This window comes from Leptospira ryugenii (assembly GCF_003114855.1).
GTDB lineage: Bacteria > Spirochaetota > Leptospiria > Leptospirales > Leptospiraceae > Leptospira_A > Leptospira_A ryugenii.
The window spans coordinates 145,873-168,471 of record NZ_BFBB01000009.1; the positions used below are offsets into that span (position 1 = coordinate 145,873).

Below are 22,599 nucleotides of genomic sequence, written 5' to 3' on the forward strand. Positions count from 1 at the left end.
CAGGAGATCTCCTCCTTTTTCTGGAGATAGAGAAGGGAAAGAATCCATCCCTGATACCGGGAGAGCCCTAACAATGACCACGTGCGGTCAACTAGTTTCCGTGGCCGCGCTAGCAAAAGCTTCCAACCGGAAGGAGAGAGCGATTCGAAAGCCAGAGCCTTTGGCTTGGAGCTTCAAGTTGATTCTCTGACTTATTCGTGCCGCATCTCGATAAAGAGAAATCCTACCTTTCCCAAGAGATTCGATGCCCGAGATGCCGGAAAGATGCCACTTAGGTCAGTTTTTGCGTCTAGGCAGGAGAATGGTGAGGGGTCTTCCCTGCCGCGCTAACAGGGGGAGGAAAACATTGAAAATGCGCTTATTTCCTGTCAAAATGTCATGTGTATGAAGAATTCCTCTGTATGTAAAAATGGCAGGGTTGTTTAATGCTTTACCAACGCTCCTGGAGGCGCAATTTCGAACCAGAATGGCTGAAACGATCCGATTGCGTGTCAAATGCCACGCTTGTTCTAATCTCATCGAGGGGACTGCTAAATATGGCTCTGGCCATTACGTGGCAGAAGGGATTCCTTTTGAATTTGTCGCTGTTGGGAAGGTGGAAGGCGCCCAGGGCCGCCGCGTAAAAGCGGAAGTGACCTGTACTTGCCCTAACTGTGGCGTTAAATGTAAGTACATTGTATAGGCATGATAACGATGCTCGTTAGTCACATAAATGCTTAGAATATGACTAATATAGTGACTGTAAATAATCAAATATATGCTGTTTAATTCTTCTGTTTACTGTTTATTTTTACTTACTATTCTGCTAATATACTTGCTATTAAATTTTAGTTTTGTATTCAATAAAACGATTGAAAATAGGCATATAAATGTCAAATCCCATTCCTTAGTCATTATTTTGCTTATATCTAGTCTCTTTTTTTACTCAATGTGGAATTGGAGATACCTGGGGCTCATCATCTGGATCGCCTCTGTTGATTTTTTCCTAGCCCATTGTATCCACCGCGAGGACAGGGCTTCCCGCAAGAAGATTCTTCTCTACCTTTCACTGGCCAATAGCTTGGGTATCTTATTTTTCTTTAAGTATTTCTTTTTCTTTCATGAGTCTTTGGGTTCTGGTCTGGGCCTTTTCGGTCTATCCCTTCCTTGGCAAGGTTCTACTTGGTCGCTTTTGCTCCCTGTTGGGATTTCCTTTTATACCTTCCAGTCAATTGCCTATGTGTCTGATGTCTACCGAGGCCTGTTGAAACCAGAGCGCAATTTTCTTCGCTATCTCTTGTTTCTCTCCTTTTTCCCCCAGCTTGTGGCTGGCCCCATCGTTTCCGCAAGGTCAATGTTGCCCCAATTGAGGCGGTTTTTGCCACTTCCCCGCCTTCCTTGGCGAGAGGCTTTTACCTATATATGTTTGGGAGTATTTAAAAAAGCTGTCTTAGCAGACCATATTGCTCCTTTTGTGGATCTCATTTTTGAATCTCCAGAAGAAATGAGTAGGATTGCACTTTGGTTGGGGATGTTTGCGTACGCTGCGCAGATCTACTGTGATTTTTCTGGCTATACTGATATTGCCCAGGGTTCGGCACTTATGTTTGGGGTTCGGTTACCTGAGAATTTTAATTTTCCATACTTAGCCCTTGGGTTTTCTGATTTTTGGAGGAGGTGGCACATTTCATTGTCGACTTGGCTTAGACTCTATTTGTACATACCTCTCGGTGGAAATCGCCAAGGGAATCTGAGGACCTATGTTAATTTAATGATTGTTATGCTCCTTGGAGGGCTTTGGCATGGAGCCAATTGGAATTTTATGTTTTGGGGTTTTGGACATGGTTTTTTGTTGGTAATGGAAAGGTATCTAGGATCTAAAAGAGATTGGGTGGAACTTTGGAAGAAAAAAGTTCCAAGCTCAGTTTCTAAGGTGTCCCTACAGTGTATTACCTTCCTATCGGTTTGTTTTTTATGGATTTTCTTCCGTAGCCAAACCTTTTCAAAATCCCTGTGTTACCTACAGGGGCTTTTTGTGGAAAATGGCCAAAAAGAACTCCCTTACCTAGTTTCAAAACAGGCTCTACTTTGTGTTGTAGTTTTGTTTTTGGGGCTTTTTTGCGGAGGTAGATGTCTACAGATTTGGAAACGTCTCTCCATAGAATCCGGGAACAACACAAATGTTATGCGGCAAATAGCGTTCGGAGCCCTATTTTCATTGAGTTTTATTGTATTGGTCTTATTATCTGCGGAGGGGACACCCTTTGTCTATTTTGTTTTTTAAATGAAACCTTTGTCAAAAAATTTAGTCTTCATACTTAGTTTTGTTTTGTGTTTATTTATTTTTGATGATTGTTTCTTTGGGAGGCTGAACTTTTCTCTGCCGAATGAATCACCTTGGAACACAAACCATTTTTTTAATTTTCTCTACGAATACAAAAGGATCGCATCTGAGAAGAAAACCAAACCTAGGCTTATCTTAGTCGGCAGTTCCATTGCTTACTATTCATTCCAAGCAAAGGATTTAGAAAAAGAGCTCTTACAAAAATGGGATTTGGATGTAGAGGTCTGTTTTTTGGCTTATGCAGGCAATAGCCCGCTGTATGTTTATCTATTGTTGGAATGGCTGTTTCCACTCCAACCGGATTTGGTAGTCTATCCCATTAATTTTATTGATTATCGTCTGCATAGAACGTATGTTTTGTTCCCGGAAGGCTCGAATGAGACAGTAACTGAGACTACTATGGTCCGCGATGCCTTGACCTTTGCAGAGGCACCACAGTCTTTATGGATCTTCCCTTGGGAAACGCTTGTAGAAGTAGGCGGTTTGATGGATTGGAAAGAAAGATCTGAATACCTAATGTCCGCTTTGTTTCGGTTTGTCCGCTACCGTGAGTTTTACTTAACGAATTGGCAAAATATCTACAACCACCGATTTGGACGAAATACAAGTTACCATGCCTATATGGGTGTAGATATACCGGAAGGGATCAGCTCGCTAGGTTGGACAGGCAAAGTGTTTAGCTTCCAGCCAACTGATTCCATGTTTGTTGGGGGTAAAGGGATCTGGTTGGAAATTACACCATTTCTTTTGCGAGAGGGCCCAGTAAATCTAGAAATCAAAAGTAAAGATGGCCGCAACAGCCAAACGGAAACCTTCCATTCCCCGGGTTGGAAACAAATATTTTTGCAAAAAAAATTCCAAAGTACAGAGGGCATCATCCGTGCAGAGCTTAGTAAAATTTGGTACGCCCATGAAGCAGCAGGTGCCTACCTAGATTACCACCGTGATCCCATGGGAGTTCGACTCCCACAAACCTTTGGTCTTGAGGAGCCCTTGCAAGGGCAACAGTACATCCGGCCCAAACGCACAGAGGATTTCCGCTTTATTGGGATGCCGGACAAAGAGTATGAAAGTTATTTTGCTTACCGTCTTTTACAAGGCCTGGAAAAACGCCCTGGAATTGGCTACTTAGTGGCATTGGAAAGAGCAAAAAAGCGCATTGCAGATGAGTCATTTCGGCCATACTTTCACTTTCGCTACCTGAAAAAAATTTCCGAGACCTTTGAAGCCAAAAACATCCCCTTGCTCATCATCAACAACCCAGAAAATCCCATTTCTCTTTCTTGGTATGAGCGGTCGAGCTGGTATAGGGATCATCTGGCCTATCTCCAAACATTGCAAGGAAAGCACGTACGGTTTGTGGATTTAAAAGGTGCCTTACCCATGCAAGCTTTCTCCGATTTCCATCATTTTACCTACCCAGGTATGGAACAAATGAATCCGATTTATGCGGAACAAATCGGAAATCTCTTTTCTAAATAAGCTAAATTTGAGACCTTACGATTAGGTAAGGATTTTATGCAAAAAATTAAGGTAGGAGTTCTAGGCGCTACAGGCTCTGTAGGCCAACGTTTCATTCAATTATTGGAAAACCATCCTTTCTTCACGGTTTCACACTTGGCCGCCTCGGAGAAAAGTGCAGGCCAGACCTATGGCCAAGTGATGAAATCTCGTTGGAAGATTTCATCTGATATTCCTGCCTATGCCAAAGACATCGTGATTACTCTTCCAAAGCCTTCTGAAACAGATGGCGTTAAACTCGTGTTTAGTGGCTTAGACTCGTCTATCGCAGGTGAGGTGGAATCTGAATATGCCCAAGCGGGTGTCATCGTCATTTCCAATTCAAAAAACCATAGAATGGATGCAAATGTTCCCATTCTCTCAGCAGAAGTCAATGCAGAGCACTTAGATGTTTTGAGTGCCCAAAACACAAAAGGTAAGATCATCACAAACTCCAATTGTACAATAATGGGAGTCACAATTTCCCTGAAACCCTTGTTTGATCAATTTGGTTTGGAATCAGTAATGTTATTTTCTATGCAAGCGATATCGGGAGCTGGTTATCCTGGGGTACCATCTATGGATATATTAGGGAATGTAGTACCCTATATCAGTGGAGAGGAAGAGAAAGCAGAAATTGAACCACAGAAATGTTTGGGTCGAGTTGTAGACGGTAAAATTGTTTCTGCCGATTTTAAAATATCTGCTCATTGCAATCGAGTTCCCGTATTTGATGGGCATACAGTATGTGTTAGTGCAAAGTTTAAAAAGAAGCCAAACCGAGAAGAGATTCTCAAAGCATGGAAAGAGTTCTCTGGCGAACCACAAAAGCTTCAGCTTCCTTTTGCGCCCGAGCAAACGATCTTATATAGAGAGGAAGCTGACCGCCCACAACCACGTTTGGATTTAGACACGGGTAAGGGGATGACGACGGTAGTAGGCCGACTCAGAGAAGATTCACTTTTGGATTGGAAATGGGTGGTTTTGTCTCACAATACGATCCGAGGGGCCGCAGGAGCTGCTCTTCTGAATGCAGAGTTAATGTACAAAAAAGGACTGATCTCGTAAGAAGAGCCCTTATATGTTGGATCCGAATCTACCAGAATTAAGAGTTATGGATTATTCTGCCTGTTTGCAAAAGGTACAGGCACTTGATTCACGTGGTGATTTTTCATATAAGGGTGTCTACAAAGTACTTTTGGTTATCTTTGAATGGACAGATAAATTTGCACAAAATAAAGTTTTGCCAAATGTTGAACAGATTGAACGAGATAGTTCCATAGACAGAGATAGAACTGAGGTTTATGTAACAGACCTCTGTTTCAAACAAAATCCACCTATATTAAAAAAATTGAATGTGATCGAGTTTCACCCCAACGAAACGGGTGATCCGGAAAACCCTCGCACTTTTTTAAAACACAACTCCGTTTTTTCAAGACCAACCACTAGTGATGGTGGTACCGCATTTCGATATGCCTTGGGTTTGAACGAAATGTCCACAAATGCGATCAAATCTTGGTACCAGGATAAAAGAAAATACATGGGCCAAGAAAAACTTAAAAAAGTAATCAAATCCGCAGTCGACTCTGGCAGGCTTTTTGATACTTATGCCTCCAGCGAGATCGGCAACTTATTCCAATGCCCTTTTGACAAAACAAAGGCACAGAAAGACGCAACGATTATCATTCATTTGAAGCCTATTTTGAAACAACTCGTGGATGATAAGGTCCTTTTCTTTTTCCGAAATGACAAGGCAAGTCGTCCCGGAAACAAATCTGTATTTATATATAATAAACCCGAGGAGATTGCTGATCGTTACGAAGCCTATCTGGATTATATTAAATCAACAATATACCCCTCTTTGCAAAAGTTAGGTGTAGTAAATGAGGCGAGTGAGGATGATTGGCAACCTGCAAAAACAAAGCTTACCGAAATCCTGGGATATCTAAACGAATCTTACGGTGACCAAAAAACTTTAGTTGAAGAAGCATTGATTCTAAACGAAATCATAGAGAAAGATAGAGAACGAGAAGAGAAACAAAAAAGAAAGCAGCAGATAGAAGACATTATGGCTTTTCTTTCTCAGGCAAATAGAATCGTCGAATTGAATCAATTGCGTGTGGCTGGTGAACCTCTAACGGATGAATTTAGATCCCAACTTTTGTCACAACCTGAAATTCTCTATGCCGAGTTTGCAGACCGAAAAATTTACAATGAATTTATTTTGCACAAGGCATGTATTGAAGGTGCAATTGATTCTGCAAAGAAAAGTTATATTGCAAAAAAAGCTGATTTAGAAATTCGGGTTCTCGCGCTCATGAATGTGACGGTCCATTTGATGGAAGAGGGACCTAAACGGATTCTCGAAGAAATTGAAGCACAAAGTTTATTTGGGTTTTTGCCACTCCTCACAAAGATATGGAGAATGATCATCGGCAACCCAACAGTCCATAGACATGAAGTCCCGGCTATCAAAGCTCGATTGCAACAACAGCTCAATAAAGATTTAGCTACTCAAAAAGCTGTGAAATTAGCAAAAGAAAAAGAAAGGATTGTAAAAGAAAGGCTCAAAGAACGCGAAGAGAAAGAAGCAAAAATGGCTGCCAGCAAGCCATCTAACGCAGACTCTGGCGAGGAATCTGAACCTGTTAAATCAGGTACTCCAGAAGAAGAAAAAAAATGGAAAGAGTCTATAGACGAAATTGTTCGGTTGTTAGATGAGGCTTGGGAGTTTGGTATTTATCCAAACCGAGAGTATATCATGTCCAAATTGAATGGAAAGTATGCTGAAGAAAACTTGATTTTCTTTCTAAAAAAATTTGGCGGCAAAGAACTTTATTCCTTCTCAGTCAGAAATCAACGAGAAAAGTATCCTTGGCCTATTTTAGTATCTACTAATTATCTTAAGAAGAATGGAAAGAAACTCCTTGAAAAAGCCAAAGAAGAAAGTGAGAAACAGAGAAATGACAAATTCCCTAATCAGGAAAAGTTTGATTTGTTTGAATCACAATTAGATTTCCTAAATAGAATTTTACCGAGAATAAAATAAATGCCTGCAATCGAAGATAGAAGAGCCCGAAAAACGAAGATTATTTGCACACTTGGCCCAGCAACTGCATCCAAGGATATGATCCATCAACTTGCTTTGGCGGGTATGAACATTGCAAGAATCAATATGTCTCACGGTGACCATGAGTTTCACCGTAAGATCATACGCACAATCAAAAGTTTAAACAAAGACGAATTACATAAACAACCGATTTCCATTCTTTTGGACACACAGGGGCCAGAAATTCGGACAGGTGATGTTGCGAATGACCTCCATTTGAAAGTTGGGGAAACTTTTACATTTCATATTATCCCTGGCATGGAAGCGGAAGCCCAAAGTGTTTTTGTTAACTATCGAGATATCGTAAAAGATTTGAAGGTTGGAGATAAAGTCACGGTTGACAATGGGCTCATCAATTTGGCTGTCCAGGAAATTCGAGAAAACGAGCTCGTTTGTACGGTGTTAGATGGTGGAAAATTAGGTTCCAGAAAACATATCAATCTCCCAGGGATTCGTGTTAATCTTCCTTCAATCACACCAAAAGATATGAAAGATATTATTTTTGGACTAGAAGAGGATATTGATTTCATTGCTCTTTCTTTTGTCCGATCCCATGAAGATGTGATTCAGTTGAGAGGTATCATTGAAGAACGAAATCACCATGCGCAGATAATTGCAAAGATTGAAGACCAGGAAGGTCTAAAGAATCTGGATGAAATCATAAAATATTCTGATGGGATTATGGTCGCACGTGGTGATTTAGGCGTCGAGATAGAAATTGAAGAACTTCCCATTGTCCAAAGAAGGATCGTCAAAAAGTGCCAAGAGGAGGGCAAACGAGTGATTGTTGCGACCCACCTTCTTGAGTCTATGATTCACAATCCCTCTCCGACCCGGGCAGAAGTTACAGATGTAGCGAACGCAGTTTATGAAGAAGCTGATGCTATTATGTTGTCAGGCGAGACTGCTATGGGTAAATTTCCTGTCCGTTGTGTGGAAATGATGGATAAGATAGCCAGACGAATGGAAAGGTCGATTAACCTAGGTATGGCTGCCAACCGCAATCCAAAAGATAAAAAGGAAGAAATGGCAAGGTCTGCCGCCAGTTTGGCAGACAATATGCAGGCACCGGCTATCATTGTGATCACTAGACGAGGGATTACGGCTAACAATGTTGCTTCCTTTCATCCCAAATACCCGATCGTTCATGCATTTACGAACATGACATCCGTGAGGCGAAAACTTTGGCTTACGAGAGGTGTAATTCCCTATCGGGTTGATTTTTCTTCCGATCCAGAAAAAACCATCAAACTGGCCATCCAAACCCTACAAAACAATGGATATCTGCAAGCTGGAGAAAAGGTGGTGATACTTTCCGATATCATCGCTGGTGAGGATAGAGTCGAAACAATCCAAGTACGCGAAGTTAAATAGTTTAGGTATGCTTGTAAGGCAGAGATGGATGATTGCCAAAGTCTCTGTGTGTTTACTTCTCGCGGTTAGCACAGTATTGGCGGAGGATAAGTCTAAACAAAGTTTACCTTCTTGGATTGGTGAGTTCAAAAAGCTAGATGCGCAGGAGCTTGAACAAAAAAAAGAAGGTTGGTACTTTACTGGCTTACCCCAAGTAGGAAGTGATGCCGTAACAGGTACTGGCGCGGGAGCACTTGTAAATATATTCAACAACGGATCGAAAGATTCCCCTTCATTTTCATATGTGCCCTACGAACATTTAATTACGATCGGAGTTTATGAAACCAATCGAAGCACCAAACAATACTTTGTTGAATGGGATGCCCCCTTTTTTTTGGATACCCCTTTTCGCTTAAAGACTTTATTTGGGCATGATGCTAGTTTATACAACCAGTACTTTGGCATTGGGAAAGAATCTTTAAAGCCACTCAGCTACCAAGACAGAAACCAAGTAGACTCTCTAATTCGTAGGAATGCTACATTTTCTGAATTCGAAACTGCAAATTCCTACTATGCAAATCGTGGCCCCGGCAAGGAGTTTGTTTCAACTCAAAACTATCATAATTACCAATTTGAAACCACATATGCACAATTTTTTATTGATAAAACAATCTTCCAAACATTTCGAATCTGGTCTGGTACAGAGTTTTCAAAAAATGTAGTGAGACGTTTCGATGGTCATTGGACAGAAGCAAGAGACCCACTAACGAATGTAAAGATTCCAGTCGTGGAAGACAGAACCAAATTAACAGAAGATGCAAATGCCGGAAAGATACTAGGAGAAAATGGAGGTACCCTCAATTATCTACGCGGCGGTATTGCCTATGATACACGGGATTATGAACCTGATCCTGATAGTGGATGGTTAATCGAATATAATATAAATAAAGCTGTGCCTCTCATAGGCTCCGATTTTGCCTATACTCGTCATCTTTTCCAAATACAAAACTTTTGGCAGCCTTTCCCTAAACTATTTGAAGAACTGGTCATTGCCCAAAGGGCTTTGTTTACGAAAATCACAGGAGAAGTTCCTTTTTTTGAGTATCGCTATTTATACTCTATTGATGGGCCGATGAGCGCAGTGGGGGGGTATAATTCCTTACGCGGGTATCGATTGGAACGATTTTACGGACCTGTTATGGGCTTTTACAATTGGGAATTGCGTTGGCGGTTTGGGACAGTGTCTTTTTGGGATAGTACATTTCAGTTTAGTTTGGTGCCCTTTTATGAAGTAGCCAATGTTTGGGATCGCACAAAAGAAATCCAAATGAAAGAGTTCAAACATTCTCGAGGCCTCGGGATACGGATTGTCTGGGACCAAGCAACAGTTATAGCACTAGATTGGGCAAGGTCCCGAGAAGACTCCTTATTCTATTTAGATATGGGCCATTCCTTTTAAAGTTTCATCGGAACTTCTATGGCTAAGATTTGGCTCCGCACACCGACATCTATGCTCACTTCCTCAGATTCCCAAACTCCCATGGCATCTCTTCTTTCCAGTGAATCTCCATTGATACTCACTTTGCCTTGTATTAAGAAAAAATATACTCCATTCCCACTTTCATGAAGGGTATACTTCAGGTTTGAGTTTGGATCCGAGTGGATCATTGAGAAATAGGCGTCTTGGTTGATCCACACCGCTTCACTGTGTTTAGGTGATACGACAATCCCCCATTTATTTTCAAACGTACTATCCGAATATGATTTTTGGTCATATCTTGGTTCGATGTTATGCGCCTTGGGCAAAACCCAAATTTGTAGAAAGTTGACATCTTTCTCTGCGCTATGGTTAAACTCGGAATGACGGATCCCACTTCCAGCGGACATGATTTGTACATCACCAGTACGAATCACTCCATTGGTTCCTGTACTATCTTTGTGGGCCAATTCCCCGAAAAGTGGGATGGACACAATTTCCATATTGGCATGCGGATGCGTACCAAATCCCATTGAGGGACTAACGATATCATCGTTTAGAACTCTAAGGGCCCCAAAGTTCATCTTGCGAGGGTCGTAGTATTCGCCAAAGCTGAAGGAATGGTGGCTGTCTAACCAGCCAAAATTCACATGGCCTCGGTCTTTTGCTGCGTGGAATATCTGTTTCATATCAATACCTTCATATTGAATAGTTTAATATTGAACTATATTTTGTCAAGGGATTTTCTTCTGAGACGTTTGACGGATTCTGCTTCCCAATCCCTCATTGCGGATATGGGAAGTTTTGTTTGGAAGGATAAAGTGGTTTGGGTTACAGGTGCCTCTTCAGGGATTGGCGAGGCTTTGGTAAAGGAGTTAGCGAAACTTGGGGCACGTGTTGTTCTGTCTGCGCGTAACGAGAAAGAGCTAAAGAGAGTACAGTTAGAGTGCTCGTTAGATGAGGGACATTCCCTGTTACTTCCCTTGGATATCAGTGATTATAAAAACCTACAGAAGAAAGTACAAACTGTCCAAAAAAAATGGTCCCAGATTGATGTACTGATAAATAACGCTGGGGTTAGCCAAAGAGATCTCGCAGAGAATACGAGCATAGAAGTCACAGAAAAAATTATGGATATAAATTTCTTTGGCGTTGTTGCTCTTTCCAAAGCGGTCTATCCACTTATGAAGAAGAATAAAAGTGGAATACTCGTTGTGATCGCAAGTCTCGCAGGAAAGATAGGAACTCCACTTCGTTCTTCCTATTGTGCAAGTAAACATGCCGTTTTAGGTTTTTTTGATGGATGGCGAGGTGAAGCCTTTCATGATGGTATTCAAATAACAACAGTTTGTCCAGGTTTTGTCAAAACCAAAATTTCTCTGAATGCACTTGTCGGAGATGGAAAGAATCAAGGAAAAATGGATGAAGGCATTGAAAATGGCTTAGAGGCTGACTATACTGCTCGAGTTATTTTGGCTGGAATTGCGAGAGGTAAAGATGAACTGATTATCAGCGGATTTAAGGAACGATTCGCTTACTTCCTAAAACGATTTTTCCCACGAGTTTTGAATCGTATCCTCCGCCAAGCAAAAGTTACCTAATGCCCTGGCAGCAGAACCAAAAGTACGGAAGTTTTAAAAAGCTTCTCATTCCTACATTTGAGTTGGAAAGAGAAGCTGGTGTACTAAGAGAGGAGCTTACAGCACTTAGAGAGAGATCAGAGAAGGAATCTATTCATCAAGCGGAGATTTGTTTTTCCTTTTTACGAATTTTTTTAACATCACGTTTGGGAAGGAGGGCTTACCTTCGAACAGGCAAACCACTTCCTCCCTTGCAACCACTACTTCCATTTTTAGAAGAGGTTCGGTTTTTTGGAATGCCAGACACGGTGAGAGGAGCTCTATTCCATTGGCTAAAAGACAATTGGAAGTTGCAGTTGATCTACCACCATCCGAGTGGAAAAGAAATGTTAGAAGCCCAAAGTGAAGGCATTCGTCTATTGACTATTGATTGGGAAGCGGCACTTTCAGGGCAATTGGTGGAAGGGAAAAGGGATGCCTTTGAGCATCTTTTACATGATCTAGCACATGCGTATATGTTCTTTCGTTTGGACTATGATTATGAAGGGCAGGTAAAATTTTTCCAAAGACTTTATGAGGTGTATGAACAGTACTCACCATTTTTAGAATCCAATCTAAGCTTTCGTGAGAAGTTTGAGTATTGTATTTCAGATATGAATTCTCATCCCGCCCACCTTGAATCCTATTGGCGAGCCATTTGTAAGGAATCCAATGTTCCCTTATACTTATAAAGTCCTACTAAGGTCAATTTGTTTAAGTATTGTGCTTCTTTTGGAGATCTCATCCCTGCAGGCAGAGGGTAAGTATCTCGTTACATTCTTGGTCTACAGAGAATCAACTGGCATCGCGATTCCAAATATCAATCTGATAGTAAAGTCTGCAAAAAGTACTGCTACGACTGATAAACAAGGATCTGCTACGTTAAGCTTTCCTAATATAGGTTTTTATGAAATAAGGGTTGTTTCACAATCGAAAGTTTTGAATTTCTCTAGAGAAATCCGTTATAATGGCCAACAGATAATTTTATACTTACCTGCAACAGAAATCGCGGGTATCAATGTGAGTGGTGAAAGAGACCAAACAAAACTATCTCGCTATAATTTCCAACAAGAAGAGATCAAACGATTGCCTGGCGTAGCTGGGGACTCCTTGAAGGCTATACAAACGGTACCAGGAGTATCCATAGGTGCCCCTGTTGGAATTTTGCCTTCTGTTTTCACTAACGTTGGCAACTTAGTTTCTGGCGTACCGTATTCCAATAGTGACCGAGGTGATATTTCCTTACGCGGGGGTGGCACGCGGCAGAACCAATACTTTTTTGACGGATTTCCGCTTCCGTATCCATTCCATTTAGGCAATCAATCTTCAGTATTAAATAATAATCTAATACGTTCCTTTGACATTTATAGTGGTGCATTCCCATCCCGCTATGGATTTGCAACTGGTGGTATCATTGCGATAGAAGGAACAGATAAAGTAGAAGAAACAAAGACAATCTGGAATTTGAACTTCTTTTTGACAGATGTATACCACCAAACAAAATTGATCCCTTCTCTATCCATGGTTAGTTCTGGTAGAAAGAACTATCCAAATTTCGTTCTTTTGCGTGCCTATCCCGAAGGGATTCCGGAAGATGCTAAATTTGCAGAATACCATGATTTTCAATGGAAACTTATTTGGGATATATCTGAAGAGCATAAACTGAGCATACAAACTTTTGGGTCTAGAGACCGACAGGCCTATACCAAGACTCAGGCAAGTTTGGAAAGAGGAGGTGAAGACCCAAGGCCTCCTACTGGATTAGATAGACAATTTCGCACGGATGCCATTCGGCATATATGGAAATCAAAGGTATTTAGGCATACACTCTCTTATTCTAGGACTACATTTACAGAATTTTTTGAATTAAGATTTTCAAATCCTCTCACTGCGGAAACAATCTTCGGTTTACAGAATCGAACTTCTGATTTTTTGAACTACGGTGAACAAAGGTTAGAGTGGTATATTTTTGAAGAGTATCTGAAGTTAGATGCCGGAGTGCAGGTGAGAACTCGTGAGACCAATTTAAAAGGTGAGAACATCACCTCTTCAAACCGAACTTTTTTTGAATTGTTTAACAATCTATTGGATTCAAATGCTCAATTCCGATCTGTTATTGATGGAGATCGGATACGATACCAAGAAGGAGCCGCCTACGCAGAGTTACAAGGGAAATGGAAAGGATTTACCATAAGGCCTGGTATGCGCTATGATACTTACTCTGGTTCCCGAGAGAAAAATCTCTCTCCTCGCCTGAATGGCGGCTATGAATTCGAAAGTACAAAAACAAGCTTCCTTGCCGGTCATGGCATTCACTATAATAGTCCGGTTTTGATAGAACAATTGTCTTCGAAGTCTGGAAATCCAAACTTGCTTATGGAAAGGTCTGAGCACAATTCGGTTGGTATCCAACAAGAGTTGAACGCTATTTGGATTTTTAAAGTGGAAGCCTTTCGGAATATCTTTCAAAATATCATTGTTCCAGATGCATTTGTTGCGGATCCATATTCACCTTATAATGATCCGCGGCTTATTGTGAATGACCCGACAAGAGCCATCCGCGATCCAATCCAATCCAGAAATCTGAATTATTCAAATTCAGGATACGGTTACTCAGAAGGGATAGAGATCTTTATCAAAAAGTCCAAAGACCCAAGACAAGAATCGGGAGCATTTGGTTGGATCTCCTATACAAATTCCATAACCAAAAGAATCAATAACCAAGCAAGACGTAGTTCAGATGAAAATACGGATGCATCAATCCTCAATAGATCAAGAGAACTATTAGCACAGACAAAACTCGGAACAAATTATCTAAACTACTACAGTGATAATCAATTTGAATTGATTTATAACAATGATAGAGAAGAGCTTTATGACTTAGATAGACGACATATTCTAAATGTAGTATTTGGATATAAATTCAATTCCGTTTGGCAGGTGGGCGGGAGGTATCGATACTTTTCAGGTACTCCCTATACTCCTATCGTTTCAGCAAACCGTGCTAACCAAGCGGCAACCTTTGGGGTGAACTTATATTTTCCTGAGTACTCAAAAAATTATAATAGCGATCGATTGTTGCCCTTTCATCAATTTGATATCCGAATTGATCATATTGATCAATTTTCTTGGGGCTATATCAATTTTTATCTGGAATTGGTAAATTTTTACGGTCGCCTCAACCAATCAGGATTTAATTTTGATAATCTATCTCCTTACCAAAGAGGCACAAATCCCGCACCCATCTATGACACGGTTAACTCTCCTTATGTGCAGTCACAGAGACCAAATGGATCTATTATTTATCTTCCATTGATCAATTTAGGTATGGAGGTTCGATTTTGAGAGTTTCAAGCCTTCTATTTTTGATTGTTTTTATCGCCGCCTGCAATGGTGGAAAAGATGAGTTAGAAAAAAGAAATAATGAGACTAGCCAAGTTATGCTTTTATTGAGCTATTCACGAAGTTTAGGGAATTGCAAAAAAACAACAAAAACAAATGATAAAGAAAATAGTGTATGTTCTCGATGGCCATCGGGGCTTTGCAATCATGATTTGCTCTTTTTTACTTCGGGAGAAATATCCAAACTTTTATCTGATGGAAATGATATCATAAAGCAAAATGCAAATTGTTCCGATGCATTTGCACAATCAGGTATCTTTTCGCTAAGGACGAGCACATACCAAGAGCAAGACAATGTCATACGTGACAATAGATTTGAAGTCATAGATAATTGCGTATCTCCTGTTTCGGCTAGGCTTGCGACTTTCGAGGAGTTAGTTTTTCTAAGCTCTGCAAAGGGTAGGATAGGTAAGGCAGCAACCACTTTGCAATCCAATCTTTTCCTTTCTGCACCCATCAGAGGGCGCTCCACAGATTGCTTAAGAACTGAATTTTCTGAAAATGAGAGAAAGCTTTTGGAAGATTGGTTAGCGAAAAGGGTTTTAGAAGAAGCTAATATTCAATGATTTAATTTGGGATTTTCTCTATGCCTTTGGGAATCTCTTTTTGTATTTTTATCCAATGTTTTTTGCATACAATCTTTCAGTGATATCCCCATTTGGTTTGCAAGGCAAGTCAGAACAAATAGGATGTCTCCGATTTCGCTTGGAATGTCTTTGCCCATTTCATTTTTTTTAAATGACTGGTCGCCGTAGGTTCTTGCCATGAGACGAGATAGTTCTCCCACTTCCTCCATTAAGATGGCAAGGTTGGTCATTTCGGAGAAATAGCGAACTCCAATTGTGTTGATCCAAGTATCTACATTAGATTGCATCTCATCTAGTGTCACTTTTTGTACCTCTTAGCTAACTCTTTCCCTAGGATATGGGAGAAGGTTTCCATACCTTGGCGGTTTAAATGGATTAAATCAAAGCAATACTGCCCATTTTCTTCCTTACCAAGAGAATCTTGTAGATCATATTGGTCTAAACTCTGCCGATCCCCTAAAGCAAAATGCAATCCGTCTTCCCAGATTTTCATTCTCTCCGGGCCATTGAGAGGTCGGATGGCTGAGGAGTAAGGGGCAAATACGTTGATGATATGGATTTTCTGATCCAAAATTAAAGAGTACATTTTGTTCAATCGTCGAAAGTATCGATCTGTACTTTCAGTTTTGATTGGATCTTTGGGAACAGTAATGGCGATGGCACAGGTTTCGTGGATCATCCTTCGATGGTCTATATCTGATTCCGTAGGTAAAGGGAAGGTAGTCTGTGGATTTGTTTTTTCCATGCACTCCTCTAGAGACCGAATGTTATATGGTCCCATAGACTCAGTGTGTGGATTCTCGTAATCCCAGGGCATCAAATTGGGATTTTTGTTCCTTCGTGCAATAGCTTTGATACGTTCATTAAAATTGATGAACATATCTCCTAAATCTTTTCGGTAAGCAATGGATTTAAAAAGTAAAAAGAGATAATCCGTCCAAACCATCTTGTACTCGTATTTTTGAACTAATGGGATACTGGAAACATTTCCAACTTCTGAAAGCATGACCATTGTTGGTTCCACTAAATGGGAACGATCCACCCAAGCCATACCAGGTTCTAATACATGGATGATGGTGTGCACTTTTGGAAACTTGCGTAAGTGTTCGGACAATAGGTGGTGCTGAACAACAAGTTCGGAACCTCTGATCGCAAAGGATTGAACTTCTTCGCCAGTAGATTTAAGCTCCTCATTTAGAATACGAACAGAAATTCCCTCAAAGGCAACAGAAGTTCCTACAATTAAGATGGTAGGGTCTAAGACCTTTCTTTGTTCAATGATATGGTTTGTGACTCGATTGATATTGGCAGCATAAGAATTCTTTTTTAAGAATGGTTTGTAAACTCCAATTTGGAGTAAGATTTCAATTATGAGTATGGTAGAGAATGCTATGACGATTGGCTTGTCGGTTAAAAATTTGAGAAAATCTTTGCTCTTCATGGTTTAAAACTGAAAGTAGAGGAAGTTCTGACTTTCTGTGACTCCAAAGAATAAAATGAGGTAAATATTAACAATGATGAAGGCGGCAAACTTCCAATTTTTCTTTCCTTCAAAAAGAGTAGGTATCTGTCTCTTAGAGAAAATATAACTCGCTGCAAAGCAGATAGCAAGTAGGATTCCAAATCTATAATTCGACCAACGATACATAGGAGCCATAGACTCATTCATAAAAACAAGACTTTTCATCATGTAGATTGCTTTGTCCATGTCCTCGGCTCTAAACATTATAAATCCGAAAGAAAGGCAAAACATTGTAAATATACGGGCAGAAAGATCGTAGACAAATCCACCGGTCGCGTTAAGGGATTTGGAAAGATCGGTATCGCTATAGTATTTATGGATCAAAAGCATGACACCTTGCCAAATACCCCAACTAACATAGTGATAAGCGGCTCCATGCCAAAGTCCTGCAAAGAGCCAAGTAATCATGATGTTTCGGATATATTTGATTTGGGATACTCTAGAACCACCCAAAGGGATATAAATATAATCACGGATCCATGTAGAAAAGGAAATGTGCCATTTGGACCAATGGTCCGCAATATTCCGGCAGGACATGGGAAAATTAAAGTTAGGATTGAATTGGAAACCAAATAACCGAGCAACCCCAATAGCAATGTCGGTATAACCTGCAAAGTCAAAGTAAATCTGCCAACCGAAAGCCAAAGTACCGGTCCAGATTTCAAGGCTGTTTAAATTTTGGTAGTTCGCAAAAACCGAATCAACCACTCTCCCTAAATTGTCTGCAAATACTATCTTCCTTGTAAATCCGATGAGGATTAAAGCAAAGGCAGATTCAATATTTTCCTTCAAAACTAAAAGGCGGTTATCGAGGTCTCGAAAGAATGTTTCCGCGCGAACAATCGGTCCGGCAACCAGTTGAGGAAAGAATGCGACATACAGAGAAAAGTCTAAAAATGATTTTCTTGCCTCTATCTTTCGGAAGTATACATCTATAGTATAACTCATAGATTGGAATGTGTAGAATGAAATTCCCACAGGTAAGATAATGTTTTGGCTCGCAAACTTATACTCAGAGAAATAATTTAGGTCATTGACGAGACCAATAAGAAAGTTGGTATATTTAAAAAATCCTAAGGTTCCAATATTGACTAAAAGTGAGATGACCAAAAAGATCTTGCGTTTTGCACTTTCATCCGCTAATTTTTGGAGGTTGATGGCAGCTATATAATCGACAACAGTCGAAAACAATAAGATGAGTATATAGATGTTTATCTTAAAATCACAAAACAGGGTGTCAACGATGGATGCGAAACCTTCTGTTTGCCTAGCATCGCATTGTATAGAGCTTGGTTGCCAAGCCATATAAAAGTAATAACTCGCGATTAAAAAAAAGAGCTTTTGCCAGCGATCCTTCAACAAATTCCCTACGATTAATGTGAAGGGAAAAAAGATTAAAAATTCTAAAGAGTTAAATAACATTTCATTTACCTTTGGTAGATGGATTCATCAGCAAGTTTTAAGACTGGCCCCTGGATTCCTTCTATATATCCAAATTTGGGCCCGACAGAACGAGGTAGGGTAGAAAACGTAAAATTGGTTAGAAAGTACAAAACAACCATAACCAAAAATAAAGAATGCAATAGGGACTTGGAGAATTGTGGCAAAATCGCTATTGCATATGACTTTAATACATAAAAGCTGAGGAGCCAAAGTGCAATGCTTGTCCCTACCCAAAATTCAAAGAAGTAACCTTCCCACCAAGTATAAAATCCGATAGAAGGAATGAGCCAAAAAGTGAGTAGAATGATTTCACTTTTGAACTGCCTCAAGAGAGATTTGAAATTGAGCATCCCTAACATAATTATTGTTAACCAATAAGCCGCATTTAAATTGAACGCTACACTAGTTTTGGAGTAGAATTGAGAAAAGTCTACCCTGAATTTTGGGACCACGTTCTGAAAGACTAAAAAAGCATCCCCGATTCCCCTATAAAAGAACAAAACATAGTTCTTTTCCTCGGGACTCATTCCCCAGCGATTGATGGCTGCATAGAGAAACATCCAAAAGCTAAAGTGTTTTTCGTCTATGGGCCCGAGACCACGTTTTAAGATGATAAAACCCACAAACAAATAGGAAAGGACAGTAGCTATGGCTAGAGTTGAGAGATAGATGGAGATTAAGCGAAGTTTGACTCCGAAATATCTTTTTTGTTCGAGAAGGATGGCCATGGGAACGATGCCAAAATGAATGACATTGGATTGGTGGAAGTAAATACTCAGAAGTTGTATACACCAAAGAAGGGCTAAATGCTTCAAAGCCAAGCCTTTTCGTAAAAAAAGTAGAGTGAGTAAGAATAAAACAGCCATAAGGCAGGAATGAATCAGAGGTGTATCATTGTGATAACTATAGAACCAAAAAGCCTGGCTGAACTGAACGAGGAGGCCCAAGAGAATGGCTGCAAAAAAGTCCTCATATAATCTATATAATATCCAAATAAAAAATCCTAAAAATAACAGAGAAACCGCAAGGATTCGCAAACGAAGAAAGAACATGATATCTGTTGTTTTGAGGACGGATTGTATCCATTTCCAATATAATAGTCCAGAGGACTCAAATCCCAAATGGTGTGGATTGAAAAAAGCAGACTCCCAACGGTTTTTTTGGATATTTAATGCATATACACAGGAATCCCAATCAAAAGTCCTAGAGAGGTATCTAAGATGGAAAAACCCTAAGACCAATAAAAGAAGGAAAAGGATGATTTTTTTTACATTCATTTATCTTTGCAAGAGTTGGTTGATGATCCTTTGGTTATTTCGATAGGGGAAAAAGAATGGTGATTTGGCAATGATCTGATTTTCTCGTTTCCAAACCAATTGGTTGAAACCCAACCAATTTCTGATCCCAGAATGTAGCCATTCGAGTTCCAGTGAATCTTGCATACGATTGAATTTATGAAGTTTAACTCCGAATAACCTTCGTTCAATGACCCAAATTTCTTCCTTCACCAGAAATAATTTTCTATCCCATTCCATTAATTTTTGGCTTAGATCCCAGACCAATGAAAAGGCAAGATAAAAATAAACGAAAAGAGCTAGGTATTGGTAATACTTTAAACTATTTAAGAATGGAATTTTTAGTACTTTTGTAATCTCTAAAATCGATACGAACCAGTATAAAAAATCACTTAAATAATGGATATTTTGAAACAGAAGATACAAAAGGATCGTGCAAAATAAAAAGAGTGTCCATTGGGGGAGATTGTTTGTTACCAGTGGTTCATACAAAGAAGTCCCAAAGTATGAGTTGCGTTTTCTAATTTGCCTTTCGCGAAATCGAGAGATGATTTGTTTAAACCATTTCATTTTGGAATATCTCCTTTTCTAATAACTTTGCCGTGGCATCCCAAGACCAAATCTTTGGATTGAACTTGGGATTTCTGGTAAAGGATTTGTATTTACTTACAGTTACAAATGCGTCTCTCCAAGCATTTGTATCATTTGCATCCACATAAAGATCATTTCCTGTTTCCAATATTTCCCGAAAGACTGGGATGTTAGAGGCTACACATTTTTTATTCTCAATCATGGCTTCGAGAAGGGGTAAACCAAAGCCTTCATGTAGTGAGGGAAAAAAGAAAACCTTACACTTTTGGATTGCTTCTCTCAGGAATTCTTCCTCCGGTGATTCAAAAAAATGAATCGAATCTTGTTTTGCCTGATCGGAATGTAAATATTGGTAAAGATCCTCACCTTCTGTTCCCCAACCTTTTCTTCCGAGTACCAAGAGTTTAAAGTGACTATTGGGAAATAATCCTCTAAATTGTTGGAAGGCCTCCACCAATCGTTTGATGTTTTTTCTAGGCTCGAGAGTCCCAATTGTCAAAAAGTAATCTTTAGGCAATACAAATTGATTGCTTACCTTTGGCTTTGTAACTCCTGGATAGATGACAGTACATTTAGAACGGTTTTCTGGAAAGTGTTGGACGATTTCATTTTGAGTATTTTGGGAGAGGCAGAAAATCCTATCAGCATTCCGCATAGTATTGGGAGAAAGGATTCTATGCTGCCAGTAGTTCCAAGGATTCATAGTCTGGGGTGCGGATATAAAATTGAGATCATGGTAATTGACAAAACATGGTATAGATAATTTTTTCCAAGGTAACATTTGCAAGGTTCCCCAAAACCTCTCGATACCGTCTCGTTTTAAGATAAAAGGTAGTAGAAAGTTTAGGTAAATCGGACCTGGGACAGTTTTATTTGCGATCCGTAATTTTACATTTTCAAATTCCTGAAAGTAAACAAACACCGGGTGAATTGCTTTGTTGGAATAAAGATAGAAAGTAGTTTCTTTGTGTTTTGGAATGATCCGTTTGAGAACTTCCTCTAAGTAACGAGAGTTCCCCGTGTAACCATAAGAAAAAGGTCTTACATCAATGCCTAGTTTCATCTGCACGTATATTTTTCCAAATGATATAGGTATACAAAGCAAAACTATAATAGAGCAGAATGGATACCATTAAAAGGACAGACTCTAATGTACTTCCGACTACACTTCGGTGGCTAAGAAGAGGTATGAGACAGATTCCTAGTAAAATTTTCTTTCCTTTTGTTTCTTTCCCCCATAAGGCCTGTTCTGTGAGTAGAAAGTAGATTGGGAAAAGACATACTACAAAACTATGTACCCAGCTAATCCCACTAAAAATTGCTGAAGCTAAGAACAGAAGAGAGGTGAGTTCCCATTCTCGGTTTTTTTGCCGCATCAAAAAGAGGATGGGAATCCCAGAAAGAAGGAGGATGAAAGCTTGGATTTTTTGCACAGTTTTCATTTCCAAATCTAAGAAAGGCATCCGGTAGAGTGGCTGGTTCACAAAGTCAGCGCCTGAAATGAAGTATTTTGCCAAAGTAGACGGTAGGCTTTGGTTATTTTTCCAAGAGCGTAGGAGAGGATTAGTGAGAGCATTCCCAAGAACTTCTTTCCACCATTGCCATGTCATGTCTTGGGTATAGGCCAAATGGGTGCTAGCTGGGAGTGCATTCCATACGAAGATACCGAATACAAACCAGAGAATTGCTTTCCATCGTTTTTGGTAGACAAAGATTGCTAAAAAGACTAGGGGAGTTACCTTGATGCTAGTAGCCAATGCCAAAAGAATCCCCGCAAAACCATCGTTTTTCGCTATCAAAGCTAGTAAAACCAAAAGAACGAGCAAGAGCCCAACTTGGTTGTTTTGGACATGGCTTTCTAAAAATCGAAAGTTCAAAAGTAGTACGAGTGATAGTATCCATTCTCGATTTTTGAAATTCCGACCGAAGAATTCTCCCTTCCAGAACAAATAAAGGATACCGAGTAGACATAAGAAGCCAATGACCTGGTGGATGCCCGAGGCGACCGGAGCGGGAAAGTAGGTTAGAGGTAAGAGAAGGTAAGCAAAGAGTGGTGGGTAAATATAGGTCGCCGTTTGGGTTTGCAAATCGGAAAGTAGTTTTGCATTCTCTGGCAAAAACAATTCCTCCCAAGATTTCACCTTGTCTTTCAATTCGTAAGCTACATCAAATTTATAGAGGTTTTCCCCCGCCTTCCAACGCTCGCTTGCATGGTAGTAGTCTAGAAAGTCAGATTTTTGGTTCCTTCGGTTCCAGCCATTGATCAGAAAAAAACCGAGAAGGAGGATCAGGAGGATTCTCCCACCCACTTCAGATTTTTGCAGGGATTTCCACATGGTTTCTGCCAAATTTTGGTTTTTCCAGATTCTAGCAAGATT

General features: G+C 40.0%; 18 protein-coding genes. 10 read left to right on the plus strand and 8 right to left on the minus strand.

Going from position 1 to position 22,599, the window contains the following annotated elements; all coding sequences use genetic code 11:
• Window positions 1-928: 928 nt before the first annotated feature.
• Genes DI060_RS17670 through omp85 form a run of 6 tightly spaced genes read left to right on the plus strand, consistent with a single transcriptional unit; the run spans window position 929 to window position 9,744 of the window.
• Complete coding sequence (locus tag DI060_RS17670; protein WP_244594494.1) at window positions 929-2,263, plus strand: MBOAT family O-acyltransferase; 1,335 nt, start codon at window positions 929-931, stop codon at window positions 2,261-2,263.
• Window positions 2,264-3,805: a hypothetical protein gene (locus DI060_RS17675; protein ID WP_244594495.1), complete on the plus strand. Its 1,542-nt coding sequence runs from the start codon at window positions 2,264-2,266 to the stop codon at window positions 3,803-3,805. It abuts the gene before it with no gap.
• Window positions 3,806-3,841: 36 nt separating this feature from the next.
• Window positions 3,842-4,891, plus strand: coding sequence for an aspartate-semialdehyde dehydrogenase (gene asd, locus DI060_RS17680; protein ID WP_108978323.1), 1,050 nt, complete (start codon window positions 3,842-3,844; stop codon window positions 4,889-4,891).
• 13 nt (window positions 4,892-4,904) lie between these two features.
• A complete protein-coding gene (locus tag DI060_RS17685) occupies window positions 4,905-6,872 on the plus strand; it encodes a hypothetical protein (RefSeq protein ID WP_108978324.1) in 1,968 nt (655 codons plus the stop codon).
• The gene (gene pyk / locus DI060_RS17690) at window positions 6,873-8,306 is read left to right on the plus strand and encodes a pyruvate kinase (RefSeq protein WP_108978325.1); all 1,434 of its coding nucleotides are present in this window, start codon (window positions 6,873-6,875) and stop codon (window positions 8,304-8,306) included.
• A 28-nt stretch (window positions 8,307-8,334) separates the two neighbouring features.
• Entirely contained in the window at window positions 8,335-9,744 is a 1,410-nt protein-coding gene (gene omp85, locus DI060_RS17695) for an Omp85 family outer membrane protein (protein ID WP_108978326.1), read from the plus strand.
• On the opposite strand, the gene DI060_RS17700 is transcribed toward omp85, so the two are convergent.
• Window positions 9,741-10,451 carry a pirin family protein gene (locus DI060_RS17700; RefSeq protein WP_108978327.1) on the minus strand — a complete coding sequence of 237 codons (711 nt, stop codon included), beginning with the start codon at window positions 10,449-10,451 and terminating at the stop codon, window positions 9,741-9,743. The genes omp85 and DI060_RS17700 overlap by 4 nt on opposite strands.
• Before the next feature lie 69 nt (window positions 10,452-10,520).
• Here DI060_RS17700 and DI060_RS17705 point away from each other — a divergent pair, with 69 nt between their 5' ends.
• The 4 genes from DI060_RS17705 to DI060_RS17720 are packed head-to-tail and all read left to right on the plus strand — an operon-like array spanning window position 10,521 to window position 15,349.
• Window positions 10,521-11,363: an SDR family oxidoreductase gene (locus DI060_RS17705; RefSeq protein WP_369689631.1), complete on the plus strand. Its 843-nt coding sequence runs from the start codon at window positions 10,521-10,523 to the stop codon at window positions 11,361-11,363.
• Window positions 11,363-12,073: a hypothetical protein gene (locus DI060_RS17710; protein WP_108978328.1), complete on the plus strand. Its 711-nt coding sequence runs from the start codon at window positions 11,363-11,365 to the stop codon at window positions 12,071-12,073. The genes DI060_RS17705 and DI060_RS17710 overlap by 1 nt, the downstream gene beginning before the upstream one ends.
• Window positions 12,054-14,726 carry a TonB-dependent receptor plug domain-containing protein gene (locus DI060_RS17715; RefSeq protein ID WP_108978329.1) on the plus strand — a complete coding sequence of 891 codons (2,673 nt, stop codon included), beginning with the start codon at window positions 12,054-12,056 and terminating at the stop codon, window positions 14,724-14,726. The genes DI060_RS17710 and DI060_RS17715 overlap by 20 nt, the downstream gene beginning before the upstream one ends.
• Complete coding sequence (locus DI060_RS17720) at window positions 14,723-15,349, plus strand: hypothetical protein (protein ID WP_108978330.1); 627 nt, start codon at window positions 14,723-14,725, stop codon at window positions 15,347-15,349. Before DI060_RS17715 ends, DI060_RS17720 begins: the two co-directional genes overlap by 4 nt.
• Here the strand turns inward: DI060_RS17720 and DI060_RS17725 are convergent.
• From DI060_RS17725 to DI060_RS17755, 7 genes are read right to left on the minus strand one after another with little or no spacing between them, the layout of a single operon-like run.
• Window positions 15,343-15,657, minus strand: coding sequence for a nucleotide pyrophosphohydrolase (locus DI060_RS17725; RefSeq protein WP_108978443.1), 315 nt, complete (start codon window positions 15,655-15,657; stop codon window positions 15,343-15,345). The genes DI060_RS17720 and DI060_RS17725 overlap by 7 nt on opposite strands.
• An 11-nt stretch (window positions 15,658-15,668) precedes the next feature.
• The gene (locus tag DI060_RS17730) at window positions 15,669-16,811 is read right to left on the minus strand and encodes a hypothetical protein (RefSeq protein WP_108978331.1); all 1,143 of its coding nucleotides are present in this window, start codon (window positions 16,809-16,811) and stop codon (window positions 15,669-15,671) included.
• Window positions 16,812-16,814: 3 nt separating this feature from the next.
• Window positions 16,815-18,314: an MBOAT family O-acyltransferase gene (locus DI060_RS17735; RefSeq protein ID WP_108978332.1), complete on the minus strand. Its 1,500-nt coding sequence runs from the start codon at window positions 18,312-18,314 to the stop codon at window positions 16,815-16,817.
• 5 nt (window positions 18,315-18,319) lie between these two features.
• Entirely contained in the window at window positions 18,320-19,612 is a 1,293-nt protein-coding gene (locus DI060_RS17740) for a hypothetical protein (protein WP_108978333.1), read from the minus strand.
• Window positions 19,613-20,200 carry an LIMLP_18675 family protein gene (locus tag DI060_RS17745; protein WP_108978334.1) on the minus strand — a complete coding sequence of 196 codons (588 nt, stop codon included), beginning with the start codon at window positions 20,198-20,200 and terminating at the stop codon, window positions 19,613-19,615.
• Window positions 20,187-21,284, minus strand: a complete 1,098-nt coding sequence (locus DI060_RS17750) for a glycosyltransferase family 4 protein (protein WP_108978335.1) — start codon at window positions 21,282-21,284, stop codon at window positions 20,187-20,189. Before DI060_RS17750 ends, DI060_RS17745 begins: the two co-directional genes overlap by 14 nt.
• Window positions 21,268-22,557: a glycosyltransferase family 87 protein gene (locus tag DI060_RS17755; protein ID WP_108978336.1), complete on the minus strand. Its 1,290-nt coding sequence runs from the start codon at window positions 22,555-22,557 to the stop codon at window positions 21,268-21,270. Before DI060_RS17755 ends, DI060_RS17750 begins: the two co-directional genes overlap by 17 nt.
• Between the last annotated feature and the right edge of the window lie 42 nt (window positions 22,558-22,599).